Genomic DNA, 14,806 nt, shown 5'->3' with positions numbered 1-14,806 from the left:
GGAGGGGCGGTGTCAGGGAGGGGCGGTGTCAGGGCGGAGGGGCACGGGCCGTCAGTTCGACCCGACGCTCTGATAGTGGGTACGGAACCTCCGCCTCCGGTACAGGTGGAGCGCCAGCCCGGTGGCCACCACGACCTGTCCGATCTGGAAGGCCAGCGCCATCACGATGAACTCCCGGCCGAACGCGTTCGGCATCACCAGGAGCAGAGCGCAGATCACCAGGAAGGTCACGGTGAGGATCTGCCCCCCGGCCAGGACGCGGCGGGGGATGGTGGTGAGCTGATGCCGGACCAGGAGCAGGACCGAGTTGAGCGCCACGAGCAGGCTCACCGGCACCCCGATCTGCGCGGGGAAGAGGAACAGCGTCACGAACAGCGGATGCGAGCTGAGGGTGACCGTCCCGGTGGCCAGGTACTGCGGAACGCTCCAGAACGCGGTGAGAAGCGCGCAGAGGACGGTGATCCAGGAGCCACCGACCAGGATCCTCATCGGGGAAGGATAACCCCGGTCGCCCGACCCCGGGGCCGCGCTCGCCCAGACGCCCGCGACCGGACGTCGGCCCACCCGCCGCTCACCGCCTGGTGAGGGCCTCGCCTATCGGGGTGTCCCCGTCGGAGAACTCGATGGTCCGTCCGACCGTGTCCGGGCGACGGAGCACGGCGGCCACGACGGCGGCGACCACGTCCCGGCTGGTGGCCCGGTCCTCCCGCCTGCCCTCACCCACCCCGATCGACTCCCCTCCCGGCTCGTCGGTGAGCATGCCCGGGCCCAGGATCGTCCAGTCCAGCCCCGAGTCGCGGAGGTGGGCGTCCGCCGCGGCCTTGGCCTCCGCGTAGGCGAAGAAGGAGTTGTCCTCGGGGACGCCGTGGTCGGGGCCCGCCCCGTCGTAGGAGACCATGACGTAGCGCCCGATCCCCTCCCGCACGCAGGCGTCGACGGACCGGATCGCCGCGTCCCGGTCCACCGCGTAGGTGCGCTCGGGGTCCCCACCGCCGGCACCGGCGGACCAGATCACCGTGCCACTGTCCCGCAGCACCTCACCGAGCCCCTCGACGTCGAGGGCCTCGACGTCGGCGACCACGGGGCTCGCGCCCGCGTCCCGGATGTCGCCGGCGTGATCGGGGTTGCGGATCACCGAGAACACGGTCGCACCGGCCTCCGAGAGGATGCGTGCGGCGCGGAGCGCGACCTTTCCGTGGCCGCCGATGATGGTCACTGGGCGATCGATACTCATGAACTCCGTTGTACCCGTCGCCCGGCGGCCGCGCCGAGCGCGGGCGCCGGGCCACGGGTCACAACTCCACAACGACACGCTGGGAGCCAGCGGTTCGATTGGCCTCGTGTCGGACCCCGCAGGCATCATGTGGACATCAGCCGGAACTCGCCGGCACGCCCCACGTTCTGTCTCGGAGTCACGCATGTCCCTGTCCAGGTCCGGTACCAGCCCGCGCACGGCGGCGCTGATCCCTCTCGCCCTCCTCACGGGACTCCTGACGCTCCTGCTCGTCGCCGCCGGCTGCACCATTCCCACCCCCACCGGCTCGGCGGGCGAGACCACCCCGGCATCGGCAACCCCCGAGGCCCCGGCGCCGGCGGCCCTGGAGGTCACCCCGGCCGACGGCGCCACCGATGTGGCCGTGGTCGACGGGGTGCGGGCGACGGTGGAGAACGGCGTCATCACCGAGGCGGTGCTCACCAACGACGCGGGCAAGGTGATCGAGGGGGAGCTCGCACGGGACGGCCACTCGTGGACGCCGGCGGTGACGCTCGGCTACGGGCGGACGTACACCCTCGCCGTCACCTACACCGGCGAGGCCGGCGGCCCGAAGACCGACGAGCGCACGTTCACCATGGCCGCCCCCCAGTCCATCGTCACCCCCAGCCTCGTCTCCTCGGGCGGGGGCGCCCTGGAGTCGGGCCGCGAGTACGGGGTCGGGATCATCGTGGCCGCCCGGTTCGACCAGCCCGTCGCCGACCGCACCCGGCTCGAGGAGTTCATGCGGGTCACCACGGAGCCGGCCGTGGAGGGCAACTGGTTCTGGCTCAACGACTCCACGGCGCACTGGCGTCCGAGGGACTACTACGAGACGGGCACCCGGGTGAGGGTGGACCTGGACACCGAGGGCAGGAACCTCGGCGGGGGCCAGTGGGGCGGCGAGGGCGCCGAGGTCGACTTCACGATCGGCGACCGCCGGGTCGCGATCGCCGACGACGCCACCAAGACCGTGTCGGTCTTCCACAACCAGGAACTGGTCAAGACCATGCCCACGTCGATGGGCAAGGGCGGGTACGCCACCTACGGCGGGGTGTCCATGCACTTCTGGACTCAGCCCGGCACCTACACGGTTCTCGACAAGGCCGGATCGGTGCTCATGGACTCCTCGACCTACGGCCTGCCGTTGTCCGCCGGCTACCGCGTGACGGTCGCCGACGGGGTCCGCATCTCCAACGACGGGATCTACTTCCACGCGCTCGCCGACTCGATGTGGGCCCAGGGCAACACCAACGTCTCGCACGGCTGCCTCAACCTGTCGCCCGCCGACGCCTCCTGGTACTTCGACCAGGCCGTGGCCGGCGACGTGGTGGAGGTCCGGGGCACCGGCGGACCCGATCTCGAGGTGTGGCAGAACGGGGACTGGTCCGTGCCGTGGCGGACGTGGCAGACGGGCGCCGCCGACCAGCCGTGACGCCCGGCCGTGACGACCGGGGAGGTGGTCAGCGCACGCCGAGCATCTTCTTCTTGATCCACGGCGCGAGCAGCGCCATCACCACGGCCACAGCGATCGAGGCGACACCCAGGACGAGGAAGTAGGAGCGCTCGGCGGCGGGGTCCTCGGCGTCGTAGTAGCCCGCGAGTACGCCGGACAGCGCACTGCCGATGGAGACGGTGAGGAAGAACAGGGCCACCATCTGCGTCTTGAACGCCTCCGGCGCCAGCTTGGTCGCCAGGGACTGCCCGACCGGGGACAGCAGGAGTTCGGCCATCGTGAACAGGAACAGGATGCCGACGATCCCCAGCAGCGGCGTGGCGGTGTTCCCCACGAACAGCAGGAACACGAGGTAGGCCGCGCCCATGATGAGGTTGGCCAACGCGAACTTCATCGGGGTCGAGGGTTGCCTGTCGCCGAGCCGGACCCACATCGCGGCGAAGACGGCCGCGAAGACGATGATGAACAGCGGGTTGATGGACTGGACCCAGCTCGCGGGCATCTCCCACCCGCCGAGGGTGCGGTCCAGGCGCTGGTCCGAGTAGATCGCGATCACCGTGAACTGCTGCTGGAACAGCGCCCAGAACGCCACCGACGCGACGAACATCGGGATGAACGAGATCACGCGGCTGCGCTCGTCGGGCCGGGTCTTGGCGCTGCCGATGAGGATCGCGAACAGGGCGACCGCGCCGATCGCCGCGACGCCCGTGACGATGTTGGCCAACGACTCCAGCGGGACCAGCCCGGTGACGAACGCCACCACGATGAGGACCACCACCACGATTCCGCCGACCAGGTAACGGAGTCGCTGCCGCCGGGGCAGGGGATCCGGTGCCGCCGCACCGATGCCCTTGAGCGTGGATCCGCGCATGAGGACGTACTGGACGAGGCCGACGGCCATGCCGACGGCGGCCGCGCCGAAGCCCCAGTGGAAGCCGTGCGTCTTCCAGAGCGCGCCGGTGACCAGCGGCCCGAGCAGGCCGCCGATGTTGACCGCCATGTAGTAGATCGAGAACGCGGCGTCGCGTCGGTCGTCCGTCCGGCGGTACATGTCGCCCACCACGGTGGAGGTGGTGGCCTTGAGGGTGCCGGCACCGACACCGACGAACACCAGGCCGAGGCCCAGCCCCACCGCCCCCGGCACGAGGGCCAGCGAGATGTGGCCGACCATGATCATCACCGCCGCGCCGAACAGCGTGCGTTCCGCACCGTAGAGCCGGTCGGAGATCCAGCCGCCGAGGATGGCGGAGGCGTAGACGAGGCCTCCGTAGGCGCCGACGATCGAGGTGGCGATCTGCTCGGAGTACCCGAGGCCACCCTCCCCCACCGCGTAGTAGATGTAGTAGGCCAGCAGTCCCTGCATGCCGTAGAAGCTGAACCGTTCCCACAGTTCGATGCCGGACAGGTTGGCCAGACCGAGGGGGTGGCCGAAGAACCTGCGGTCCGTATCGGCGAGCGCGACCTCGGAGTCACGAGTTGTCATGTCAGACAGTGATACTCCGGTGCTTCCGGTCAAACAACTTCATCTCACCCGCGCCGCCGGACCGGGGTGAGAGTCGACAATCCGGGCCACGGGCGGGAGAATCAGGGGGCCGCCGGGCACAGGACCCGGACTCGACATCCCCGACGCACGCGCAGGAGCATCTCCAGTGAGCCGAGCCGATACCCCGGCCCGATCTATCAACCCCCTTCTCGGAAGGGGGAGCACCGGATGAGCATCGCGATCTCGCTGCTGGTCGGCATCGTCGTGGTGCTGGCGATCACCGCACTCACGGGGTACTTCGTGGCCCAGGAATTCGCGTTCATGGCGGTCGACCGCTCCCGCATGGGGGCCGCCGCCGAGAAGGGCGACCCGGCCGCGGCGCGCGTCCTCGGCGTCACCAGGCGCACGTCGTTCATGCTGTCGGGCGCGCAGCTCGGCATCACCGTCACCGGCCTGCTGGTCGGATTCGTGGCCGAACCTCTCATCGGGCGCGGGCTCGGCGAGCTCCTCGGCCTGGCCTCGGTTCCGCGGGCCGTCGGCGTGGCCGTCGGCACCGTCCTGGCGCTGCTCTTCTCCACCGTGGTCCAGATGATCTTCGGCGAGCTAGTCCCCAAGAACCTGGCGATCGCCAGGCCGGAGCCCGTCGCCCGCTGGCTGGCCCGCTCCACCACCATCTACCTGGCGGTCTTCGGGTGGCTGATCGGCCTGTTCGACAAGGCCTCCGAGGCGCTGCTCAAGCTCGTCGGCATCGAGCCGGTGCACGACAAGGAACACTCCGCCACCGCCCGCGACCTCGAGCACATCGTGGCCGAGTCCGGTGAGACCGGGGAGCTGTCCCCCGAACTCAGTCGCCTGCTGGACCGGATGCTCGACTTCCCCGGCCAGCCCGCCGAGCACGCCATGATCCCCCGCTCGCGCACCGACGTGGTCCGTGCCGAGGACACCGTGTGCGAGGTGCTGTCCAAGATGGCCACCGGCCACACCCGGTACCCGGTCGTCGGCGAGGACTCCGACGACGTGATCGGGATAGTGGATCTGCACGACCTGCTCACGGTGTGTGACGACGAGGGCACCGACCTCGTCCAGGTGTCCACCCTGATGCGCGCGCCGGTGGTCGTCCCGACCTCCCTGCCCCTGCCGGAGGTCGCCGCCCGCCTGGGCGCCGAGAAGGCGGAGATGGCGGTGGTGGTGGACGAGTACGGCGGATTCGCCGGCGTGGTGACGATGGAGGACATGGCGGAGGAGATCGTCGGCGAGATCGCGGACGAGCACGACCCGCAGCTCGCCGTGGGCACCCCGGTCAGCGAGGGCCTGGGCTGGCTGCTCACCGGTGACACCCACCTGGACGAGGTCGAGCGCCTGCTGGACATCACCCTGCCCGAGGTGGACGCCGAGACCCTGGGCGGACTCGTGATCGAGACCACCGGCGATCTTCCAGAGGTCGGCGACCGCGTCGACATCCCCCTCCCGGACACGGACCTTCTCGAGGAGATCTCGGCCAACCGCGTGCTGCGCACCGAGGTCCGCCAGATCGAGCGCCGCGTCCCCTCCCAGTTGCACGTCGTTGTCGAGGAGGACGCGCGATGACCCCCACCACCACCCTGCTCGCGGCCGAGGCCGGCTCGGGCCTCATGAGCAACCCGCTGGTCATCGTGCCCGCGACGATCCTGCTCATCGCGGCCTCGGCGTTCTTCGTCGCCGTCGAGTTCTCCCTCATCTCGGCCCGGCGTCACCGGCTGGAGGACGAGGCGGCACACAGCGCCTCCGCCCGCGCGGCGCTGCGCAACGCCTCGGATCTCTCCCTGCTCCTGGCGGGGTCCCAGCTCGGGATCACGCTGTGCACCCTGGCGCTCGGCTCGATCACCAAGCCGGCCGTGCACCACTGGCTGACCCCGGTGTTGACCGGCTGGGGCCTGCCGCTGTGGACGGCCGACGTGATCGCGTTCATCCTCGCGCTGATCATCGTCACGTTCCTGCACCTGGTGGTGGGCGAGATGGCGCCCAAGTCCTGGTCGATCACCCACCCGGAGTACTCGGCCACCCTGCTCGCGCTGCCGATGCGCGGCTTCCTGTGGCTCACCCGTCCGCTGCTGATCCTGCTCAACTCCATCGCCAACTCGATCCTCCACCGGCTGGGGGTCGAGGCCGTGGACGAGGTGGCGGCCGGCCAGGACGCCGACTCGTTGCGGGAGCTGGTCCGCCACTCCGGCGAGGCGGGGACCCTCGACGCCACCCACCACCGCCAGCTGCTCAGCGCGCTGGAACTGCAGGAGCTCACCGTGGGTGACCTGCTCGGCGAGCGGGGCGTGGACACACCCGCCACCCCGCAGGAGATGTCCTCGGTCGACATCGCCGCCAACCCGGAGGAGATCCGGGAGACGGCCCGCCGCACCGGCCACCTGCGCCTCCTGGTACTCGACGGCGAGACGGCGGTCGGCGTGGTGCACGCGCGGGACGCGATCGACGTCGGGACGGCCGCCACGGCCCGTGAACTCATGCGGCCCAGCGTCTCCCTCGAACACGACCTCTCGGTGGCCGAGGCCTTCCGCAGGATGCGCGAGGCCCGGGCCCACCTCGTCGTCGTCGAACTATCCGGACACCACCCCGGCACCCACACCTCCGAGGTCCGTGGGGTCCTCACCCTCGACGACGTGGTCCGGCGACTCCTCCCGGCGGCCACCCGCTAGGTCGCGGGGCTCGTCCGGTGGCCGGTCGGGCCGGCCGACCGGCTCAGAACAGCCCGATCAGCCTGAGCAGCACCCACAGCGCGAAGGCGGCCATCCCGAGCAGGACGAGCAGCATGAGGCCGACCGCCCCCACCGCCCTGAGCAGGTAGCCGCGGGCGTCGGTGTCGACGGTCCTGCCCTCGGCGATCGTCCGATCCACCAGCCGCAGGTTCTTGGACGTGGCCTTGTGCGCGATGTCGGCCACGTCGCCGACGAAGGGGATCGTCCCGAGGACCGCGTCGACGACGTAGTTCCACCCCATCCGGAACAGGATGCGGACCGGCACCCGGTTGCGGATCGCCTCGATGAGGACCGCCGCGGCCACGACGGTCCCGACCGCGTCACCGACGACGGGGACGAACCCGATCACCGGGTCCACCCCCACGCGGTAGCGGGTCCCCGGGATGCGGACGAGGTCGTCCAGGACGCGGGCGAGCCCGGAGGTGACGGGCGACGACCCGGGCACCGCGGTGGCGGCCGGAACCGGGGCGCGAGCCGCGGGGACCGGATCGGGCGGGCGGACGGTCATGTCGGTAGAGCGTACGGGCGGGGGCCGTCTGCTCAGCGCGTCGGGGCGTCCTCCTGCGGAAACCGGACGGTGAACGTCGCCCCCGCCCCGGGAGCGGTGTCGAGCTCGACCGTCCCGCCGTGCGCGTGCACCAGCTCGCTGACGATGCTCAGACCGAGCCCGCTGCCCCCGCCGTCGGCGCGGGTCCGGGAATCGTCGGCGCGGTGGAAGCGCTCGAAGGCGCGCGCGGCATCCTCCGGGCCCATGCCCGGCCCGTCGTCCCGCACGCGGACCACGGCGACGAACCCCGCGCCGCCGCCGTCGTCCTCCTCGTCCACCTCCACCCACACCCGCGCGATCGCCGGGGTGTGCCGGACGGCGTTCACGACGAGGTTGGAGAACACCTGCCCCAGCCGCGAGGCGTCGCCGGAGATCACGGGCACCGCCCGCACGTCGAGCGTCACCGACCGGTCCGGGGCCAGCGCGCGGACGCCCTCCACCGCATCCGAGACCACCTCCGCCACGTCCACCGGGGTGCGCGCGATCGGGCGTCGCTCATCGAGCCCGGCCAGGGTGAGGAGGTCCTCGACGATGTCCGCCATCCGGGTCGACTCGACGTCGATCCGGGCGAGCACCTCCTCCGCGTCTTCCATCGCGCCCATCCGGTGCAGCTCGGCGAAGCCGCGGATCGAGGTGAGCGGGGTGCGGAGTTCGTGCCCGGCGTCGGCGGCGAAGCGGCGGGAGCGCGCCTCGGAAGCGGCGCGTTCGGTGAAGGCGATCTGGATCCGGTCGATCATCTCGTTGAAACTGCGGGTGAGGTCGCCGACCTCCGTGCCCGCCGGGCGCTCCGGCAACCGCCGGTCCAGGTCGCCGGCCGCGATCTGCCCCGCCGCCTCGCTGACCTGCCCGAGGGGCCGCAGCGCCCGGCGAACGAGGTACCAGCCGGCTGTGCCCACCACGAGCAGCACCCCCGCCCCGACGGCGGCCGACACCCCGACGAGCAGCCCGACCGTGCGGTCGACCTGGCGGTCCAGCGGGAGCCCCAGCACCACCACGCCGCCCCGGGCGGGCGTCGCGAGGACCCGCCAGGCGCCTCCGCCCGCGGAGGGGACGGTCCGGGGCTCACCCGGGGGGAGGTCGGCGGGCACGGCGGGGCGGGCGCCGATGTCGTCCACCACGAGGAGGACAGTGCCGTCGGCGGCGCGCTCCTCGACGTAGAACTGCGACGGCGGACGCTCCCGCGACGGTTGGCCCGACCGCGGCTGCCGGGACGGGGCGGTCGGTCTGGCGTCCGGGGTGCCCCGGTGCGCCCAGCTCCGCACTCCGTCGGCCAGCTGATCGTCGACACGCTCGACGAGCTGCGCCCGCATCGTCAGGGCCACCGCCGCGCCCGAGACGAGCAGTCCCGCGGCCACGAGCAGCAGCATCGTCCCCACGAGGAGCACCCTCAGCGGGAGGCGGTCGAGGGGGCCGGGGCGCCGGACCTCGGTCCCCCGCGTGTCCGGGGTCATCGCGGTTCACGCAGGACGTACCCGACCCCGCGCAGGGTGTGGAGGTACTTGACCGGGCCGGTGTCGACCTTGCGGCGCAGGTAGCTGACGTACGACTCGACCACCCCGGCGTCGCCGCCGAAGTCGTAGTCCCACACGTGGTCGAGGATCCGGCTCTTGGACAGGACCACCCCGGCGTTGACCATGAAGTATCGGAGCAGCCGGAACTCCGTGGGCGAGAGGGCGACAGGGTCACCCGCCTTGAACACCTCGTGGGTGTCGTCGTCGAGCTCGAGGTCGGCGAACGTGATCCGGCTGTCGGCCGCCTCGTCCCGGGGGGCGGTGCCACGCCGGGCCAGGACCCGGACCCGGGCGATCACCTCCTCCAGGCTGAACGGCTTGGTCACGTAGTCGTCGCCGCCGACCGTGAGCCCGCGGACGCGGTCCTCGACCGCGTCGCGGGCGGTGAGGAACAGCACCGGGGCGTCGCAGCCGTCCGCGCGGAGCCGGCCGATCGTGTCGAATCCGTCCATCCGCGGCATCATCACGTCGAGCACCACCACGTCGGGGCGGAAACCGCGGGCCACGTCGATCGCTTGCGCGCCGTCCCGGGCGGTGGCCACCTCGAAGCCCTGGAACTTGAGGCTCACCTGCAGGAGCTCAACGATGCCCGGCTCGTCGTCACACACCAGCACGCGCGTTCCCCCGCGATGATCCCGGCCGATGTCCATGAGGAGAGTCTGCCCCACCGTCAGGACGACCCACCGGGACCGCCGGGACCGCGGGGACCGCCGGGTCCACCGGGTCCACCGGGGGCGTTGTCCTCGGCGGCGGCGACGCCGATGGTGATCCGCACCTCGTATCCGGTCTCCGGCGAGCCGGTCACCGTGGGCATCTGCGCCTGCCACCCGTCGGAGAAGACCATGTCGGACTCCAGGCTCACCCCGGCCATGTTGCGGATCGAGGCGCCGTAGCCGGGGTCGTGCGCGTAGACGGCGTCGGCGACCTCCGCCGGCAGCGCGATCTGCGAGGTCAGGCGGGCGTTCTCGCCGGCCACCGCAGAGGCCAGCGAGTCGTAGACCTCGAAGTGCACGTGCGGCCACCGACCGGAGTAGCAGGCGGGGAAGATGCTGCGGAACTCCACGCGGCCGGACTCGTCCGCGGTCTGGACGCCGCGCAGGTAGTTCTGGTCGGTGACCCCCTCGTTGTAGAGGGAGTAGCGGCCCTCCCGGTCGCAGTGCCAGACGTAGACGGCCATGCCCTCGCCGGGTGCGCAGCCCTCAACGAGGTCCTGCAGGGTCATCGTCAGCGTCATCGGCACGCCCTCGGCCGTGCCGGTCATGCCGTTGAAGCTGGAGGTGATGTCCGATCGGTGGACGCCGGACTCCACCAGGACGTTGGGGCCGTTGGAACCGTCACCGGGGTAGGGGCCGGCGGTCTCGCCGGGCGCGGGATCGGAACACCCGTCCGGAACGGGTGCCGTGGAGGTCGACGACGACGAGGCGGTCCCGCCTCCCGCAGCCGTGTCACCGGCCGGGGACGCGTCCCCGGCCTCGCCTCCCGGAGCGCAGCCCACGGCCAGACCCACCGCCCCCAGCCCGGCCACGCCGAACAGGCCCCGGAGCGCCGCCCGCCGGTTCATCACGGCGAGATCGTGGTGCAGACCCAGGTCGTGGTCGTGCGGCTGGTCGCCACCTCCGGCAGCGGTGTGGCCGGCGGCGGGTGAGCGGCGGATACGGGACATGGAGTCCTCCTCGCGGGGGCGATCGTCGTGGTGTGGACGTCCCGACGGTAGGAGCCGAACCAGTCAACTCCCTGGAGGGTTGCTGTGAAGTCGCTGGACACCGGCCGCGACTCACAGCAACCTCGCAGGTCGCCTCAAGCCGCCTCCCACCGACGGCGGCGAGAGTGGGGTCGAGGCCGGGGACGGACCCGGGCCGGAGAACGAGGAGGAACCCCGTGCAGGAATACGGAACCACGCAGAGCGACGGCTCGGCCCCGCGCCGCACCCTGTCGAAGAAGACCGTCGCCGCGCTCGGCGGGCTCGCCGTGGTCGCCGCCGTCGGCGTGGGCGGGCTGGCCGTCGCCAACGCCCAGGACGACACCGGGTCGGACACCACCACCGGGCAGCATGCTGACGGCGGCCGCGGCGGCAAGGGCGGCGGGGGCCACGGGATGGGCGACCGGATGGGCGACCGTTCCGACCAGATGGCCTCCGAGATCGCCACGGCGCTCGGCAAGGACACCGCGGAGGTCGAGCAGGCGCTGCGGGACGTGCGCGACGAACTGCGGACGGAGGGCCAGACCGACGGGACGCGGCCCGACCGCGAGACCCGGCAGGCGGAGATGGCCTCCGCCCTCGCCGAGAAGCTCGGCGTCTCCCAGGAGGAGGTCGCCGCCGCGCTCGACACCGTGCACGCCGAGCGGGACCAGGAGCGCAGGGCCGAACTGAGCGACCGCCTGGACGCGGCCGTCGCGGACGGCACCCTCACCCGGGCGGACGCGGACGCGATCCTCAAGGGGGCCGACGCGGGCGTCCTCGGCGGCCGCGGGGGTCCCGGCCACTGACGGCAGGCAGCGCGGCGGGCCCGAGTCTGGTTTCGTGGACGCATGAGCACCGAGTCGTCCCACCTTCGCGCTCCCCGCAGGGGCCGCCGCCGGACCGCCGGCCTGGTGGCTGCGGCCCTCGTCGTCGTCGTCGCCGGTACCGGGTGCGCCGCGCTCACCGGCGACACCGGCGCCGACGAACTGCGCGACTTCCGCGAGGCCCTGGCCGGCGGCGACGTCACCAGGGCCGCCGCCCTGACCACCGCGCCGGAGGCCGCCCAGGAGGCCCTCACCGCCAGCCTCGCCGGCATGGGGTACCCGGTCCTCGCCTCCTCCACCCCCGACGGGGACCGCCGCCCCGATCGGGACCCGGTCACCGTGGAGTACACGTGGACCCTGGCGGCGGACGGCGCGGCTCCGGGCACCGCACCGCGCACGGTCACCACCTCAGGGCAGGCCCGCACGACCGAGGTGGACGGGGAGTGGAGGGTCGAGTGGGCACCGACCGTCCTCGACACCCGGCTGCTCGACGGGGGCCGCCTGACGTTCGTAGAGGAACTCGACTACGCCACCGACATCGTCGACCGCACCGGCGCGCCGCTCATGCAGTGGACGCCGGTCACGGCGGTGACGATCGCGCCGGACGCCGCCGGGAGCGCGGACGCCGTCGCCGCGCTGGTGAGCGGGCCGGCGCCGACGATCACCGGGCAGTCGATCCGCGACGGCATGGCCGCCACGCCCGACCAGCCCTATCAGGTGGTGGACCTGCGGCCCGCCGACGTCGATCCGCTCCGCGAGCGGCTCGCCGCCGTCCCCGGCGTCTCGCTCGCCGAGAGCGGACGCCTGATCCAGGTCGACCGGGCCCTGCGATCCCCTGCCCTCACCGGGCTGCCCGACGCGTGGCTCGAGGCGCTGCGGGCGGCGGGCGGCTGGTCGGCGGAGATCGCCAACCCCGGGGTCGCGCCCATCCCCCTCGGCGGAGCGCCCGCCGGGGAGGTCGCCGACCTGGTGTCCACCCTCCAGCCGTCCATCCAACTCGAGGCCCAGCGCGCCGTTGACGCCTCGGGCCGGGCCGCCTCGATCGTCGCGATCCAGCCCTCGACCGGCGGGGTCCTGGCCGTCGCCCAGAACCAGGCCGCGGACGCCCAGGGGCCGGTCTCGCTGCAGGGGTTGTTCCCGCCGGGGTCCACCTTCAAGACCGTCACCACGGCCGCCGCGCTCCAGGCCGGGGTCGTGGGTGAGGACGAGATCGTCCCGTGCCCGGCGCAGATCACGGTCTCGGGGCGGACCATCCCCAACGACGGCGACTTCGCGCTCGGCCCGGTCCCTTTGGAGACCGCGTTCGCGCGCTCGTGCAACACCAGCCAGGCCGTGATCAGCGACCGGCTGACCCCCGAGGCGATGCGGGACACCGCGGCCTCGCTCGGGCTGGGCGTGGACTTCACCACCCCGGGCCTGACCACCATCACCGGGCAGGTGCCGGTCACCGAGCGGGGACCGGCGAGGGTGGAGGCGGCGATCGGGCAGGGCGAGGTGCTGGCCAGCCCGTTCGGCATGGCCGTCCTGGAGGCCTCGCTCGCGAACGGCGGTCGGATGATCCTGCCGTCGGTGATCGCCGGCATGCCGGCCGTGGCCGACCAGTCACCCCCACCGCTCGACCGCGGCGTCGTGGACACCCTGCGCCGATACATGGAGCAGACCGTCCGGTCGGGCACCGCCACGGCGGCGTCGTCGATCCCCGGGCTGGGCGGCAAGACCGGGACGGCCGAGGTGGCCTCCGGCCCCGCCCACGGCTGGTTCGTCGGCTCCACCGGGGACCTCGCGCTGGCGGTGCTCATCGAGGGCGCGGACTCCTCGGGGCCGGCGGTGGCGATGGCCGCGGACTTCCTCGGGGGTGTCGGACAACCGGCGCCCCTGCCCGCTCGGTAGTTTCTCCCCATGCGCCTGCCCAGCATCTCCCTGCCCGATCTTCCGGTCCCCGGACTGTCCCGACTGCCGTTCGCCCCGTCCTCCCACCCGTCCCCGGAGGACACAAACCGGCGCGTGCTGGTCACCGGGGGCGCCTCGGGGCTGGGCCTGGCGCTGGCGACGGCGTTCCTCGAACGCGGCGACCGCGTGATCGTCACCGACCTCGCCCCCACCGACGAGCGCCCGTCGACGGTCCCCTCCGACGCCCGCTACCTCCGGCTCGACGTGCGGTCCGAGGACGAGTGGAAGGCCGCCCGGGCGGAGGTCGAGCAGATCTGGGGCGGCCTCGACGTGCTGGTCAACAACGCCGGCATCGCGCAGGGCGGCCGGATCGAGCTCCTCACCGAGCAGGACTGGCAGCTCATCGTGGACATCAACCTCCTGGGGGTGGCCCGCGGCTGCCGCACCTTCGTGCCGATGCTCAAGGGCCAGGGCCGCGGACACATCGTCAACACCGCCTCGCTCGCCGGGCTCGTGCACCCGCCCACCATGACGTCCTACACCGCGGTCAAGGCGGCGGTGGTGGCGATCTCCGAGAGCCTGCGGTGGGAGCTCGAGCCCTTCGGGGTCGACGTCTCCGTGCTCTGCCCGTCGTTCTTCCGCACCAACCTCGCCTCCAGCCTCAACGTCTCGGACCCCGCCGCCAGCGGATTCGCGAGCAAGCTCATCGAGCGCTCCGAGCGCGGCGCCCAGGACATCGCGGCCGAGGTGATGACCGCCCTCGACGCCAAGCAGTTCCTCGTCCTCCCGGACCCCGAGGCCCGGCGCTCCTACCGCGGCAAGCGCTTCCTGCCAGCGGTCTACGCCAGGACCATGACGGGGATGGGGCAGAAGTTCGCGCGGGCCACGGGCGGTGTCGTCGGCCGCGAGTAGCCTGCGGGTCATGACCCCCTCGCACCTGCTGTCCCGCGCCGACCTCGACTTCCTCCTGCACGACTGGCTGGCCGTGTCCGACCTCTGCGCCCGGCCGCGGTACGCGGACCACTCGCGGGAGACGATCGACGCGGTGGTGGACCTGTCGGCCGAGCTCGCCGAGAAGTACTTCGCGCCCCACAACCGCAAGTCGGACCTCCACGAGCCGCGGTTGGTGGGCCAGGACGTGGAGCTCATCCCGGAGATCGGCGAGGCGCTCGAGCGCTTCGCCGCGGCCGACCTGGTGGGCGCGGCGATGGACGCCGAGGTCGGGGGCATGCAGCTCCCCTACACCGCCTACCTGGCGTGCATGGCGTGGTTCTACGCCGCCAACGTCTCCACCGCCGCGTACCCGCTGCTCACCACCGGCAACGCGAACCTGCTCCTGGCGCACGGGTCGGACGAGCAGATCGAGCGGTACGTCCGCCCGATGATCGAGGGACGGTTCACCGGCACGATGTGCC

Annotated in this window: 14 protein-coding genes; 7 read left to right on the top strand and 7 right to left on the bottom strand. The window is 72.4% G+C overall.

Annotated elements, in window-relative coordinates; all coding sequences use genetic code 11:
- Positions 1–51: 51 nt before the first annotated feature.
- On the bottom strand, positions 52–489 hold the full coding sequence (locus B4M60_RS09720) for a hypothetical protein (protein ID WP_291082897.1): 438 nt from the start codon (positions 487–489) through the stop codon (positions 52–54).
- An 82-nt stretch (positions 490–571) separates the two neighbouring features.
- Positions 572–1,234: an NAD(P)H-binding protein gene (locus B4M60_RS09715; protein WP_291082894.1), complete on the bottom strand. Its 663-nt coding sequence runs from the start codon at positions 1,232–1,234 to the stop codon at positions 572–574.
- 184 nt (positions 1,235–1,418) lie between these two features.
- On the opposite strand from B4M60_RS09715, the gene B4M60_RS09710 reads away from it, so the two are divergent.
- Complete coding sequence (locus tag B4M60_RS09710) at positions 1,419–2,687, top strand: L,D-transpeptidase (protein ID WP_291082891.1); 1,269 nt, start codon at positions 1,419–1,421, stop codon at positions 2,685–2,687.
- A 28-nt stretch (positions 2,688–2,715) separates the two neighbouring features.
- Here the strand turns inward: B4M60_RS09710 and B4M60_RS09705 are convergent, their stop codons facing one another.
- Positions 2,716–4,191: a peptide MFS transporter gene (locus B4M60_RS09705; protein WP_291082889.1), complete on the bottom strand. Its 1,476-nt coding sequence runs from the start codon at positions 4,189–4,191 to the stop codon at positions 2,716–2,718.
- A gap of 228 nt (positions 4,192–4,419) precedes the next feature.
- Here B4M60_RS09705 and B4M60_RS09700 point away from each other — a divergent pair, with 228 nt between their 5' ends.
- Positions 4,420–5,778, top strand: a complete 1,359-nt coding sequence (locus tag B4M60_RS09700) for a hemolysin family protein (protein WP_291082886.1) — start codon at positions 4,420–4,422, stop codon at positions 5,776–5,778.
- On the top strand, positions 5,775–6,878 hold the full coding sequence (locus tag B4M60_RS09695) for a hemolysin family protein (protein ID WP_291082884.1): 1,104 nt from the start codon (positions 5,775–5,777) through the stop codon (positions 6,876–6,878). Before B4M60_RS09700 ends, B4M60_RS09695 begins: the two co-directional genes overlap by 4 nt.
- 43 nt (positions 6,879–6,921) lie before the next feature.
- On the opposite strand, the gene B4M60_RS09690 is transcribed toward B4M60_RS09695, so the two are convergent.
- Genes B4M60_RS09690 through B4M60_RS09675 form a run of 4 tightly spaced genes read right to left on the bottom strand, consistent with a single transcriptional unit; the run spans position 6,922 to position 10,659 of the window.
- Positions 6,922–7,446, bottom strand: coding sequence for a DUF4112 domain-containing protein (locus B4M60_RS09690; protein WP_291082881.1), 525 nt, complete (start codon positions 7,444–7,446; stop codon positions 6,922–6,924).
- 32 nt (positions 7,447–7,478) lie between these two features.
- Complete coding sequence (locus B4M60_RS09685; protein WP_291082878.1) at positions 7,479–8,936, bottom strand: sensor histidine kinase; 1,458 nt, start codon at positions 8,934–8,936, stop codon at positions 7,479–7,481.
- Positions 8,933–9,646, bottom strand: coding sequence for a response regulator transcription factor (locus B4M60_RS09680; RefSeq protein ID WP_291082875.1), 714 nt, complete (start codon positions 9,644–9,646; stop codon positions 8,933–8,935). Before B4M60_RS09680 ends, B4M60_RS09685 begins: the two co-directional genes overlap by 4 nt.
- A gap of 20 nt (positions 9,647–9,666) precedes the next feature.
- Positions 9,667–10,659, bottom strand: coding sequence for an intradiol ring-cleavage dioxygenase (locus tag B4M60_RS09675; protein WP_291082872.1), 993 nt, complete (start codon positions 10,657–10,659; stop codon positions 9,667–9,669).
- 215 nt (positions 10,660–10,874) lie between these two features.
- On the opposite strand from B4M60_RS09675, the gene B4M60_RS09670 reads away from it, so the two are divergent.
- From B4M60_RS09670 to B4M60_RS09655, 4 genes are all read left to right on the top strand, one after another.
- Entirely contained in the window at positions 10,875–11,483 is a 609-nt protein-coding gene (locus B4M60_RS09670; protein WP_291082869.1) for a hypothetical protein, read from the top strand.
- Positions 11,484–11,525: 42 nt separating this feature from the next.
- On the top strand, positions 11,526–13,391 hold the full coding sequence (locus B4M60_RS09665; protein ID WP_291082865.1) for a penicillin-binding transpeptidase domain-containing protein: 1,866 nt from the start codon (positions 11,526–11,528) through the stop codon (positions 13,389–13,391).
- Positions 13,392–13,400: 9 nt separating this feature from the next.
- Positions 13,401–14,303: an SDR family NAD(P)-dependent oxidoreductase gene (locus B4M60_RS09660; protein ID WP_291082862.1), complete on the top strand. Its 903-nt coding sequence runs from the start codon at positions 13,401–13,403 to the stop codon at positions 14,301–14,303.
- A gap of 10 nt (positions 14,304–14,313) precedes the next feature.
- Positions 14,314–14,806 (top strand): acyl-CoA dehydrogenase family protein (locus B4M60_RS09655; RefSeq protein ID WP_291082858.1); only part of this gene is annotated, 493 nt, incomplete at its 3' end.

Origin of the sequence: Dietzia sp. UBA5065, from assembly GCA_002415925.1 — a bacterium.
GTDB lineage: Bacteria > Actinomycetota > Actinomycetes > Mycobacteriales > Mycobacteriaceae > Dietzia.
The sequence above is the reverse complement of the archived record's forward strand: the minus strand, read 5'-3'. Positions and strand labels throughout refer to the sequence as shown.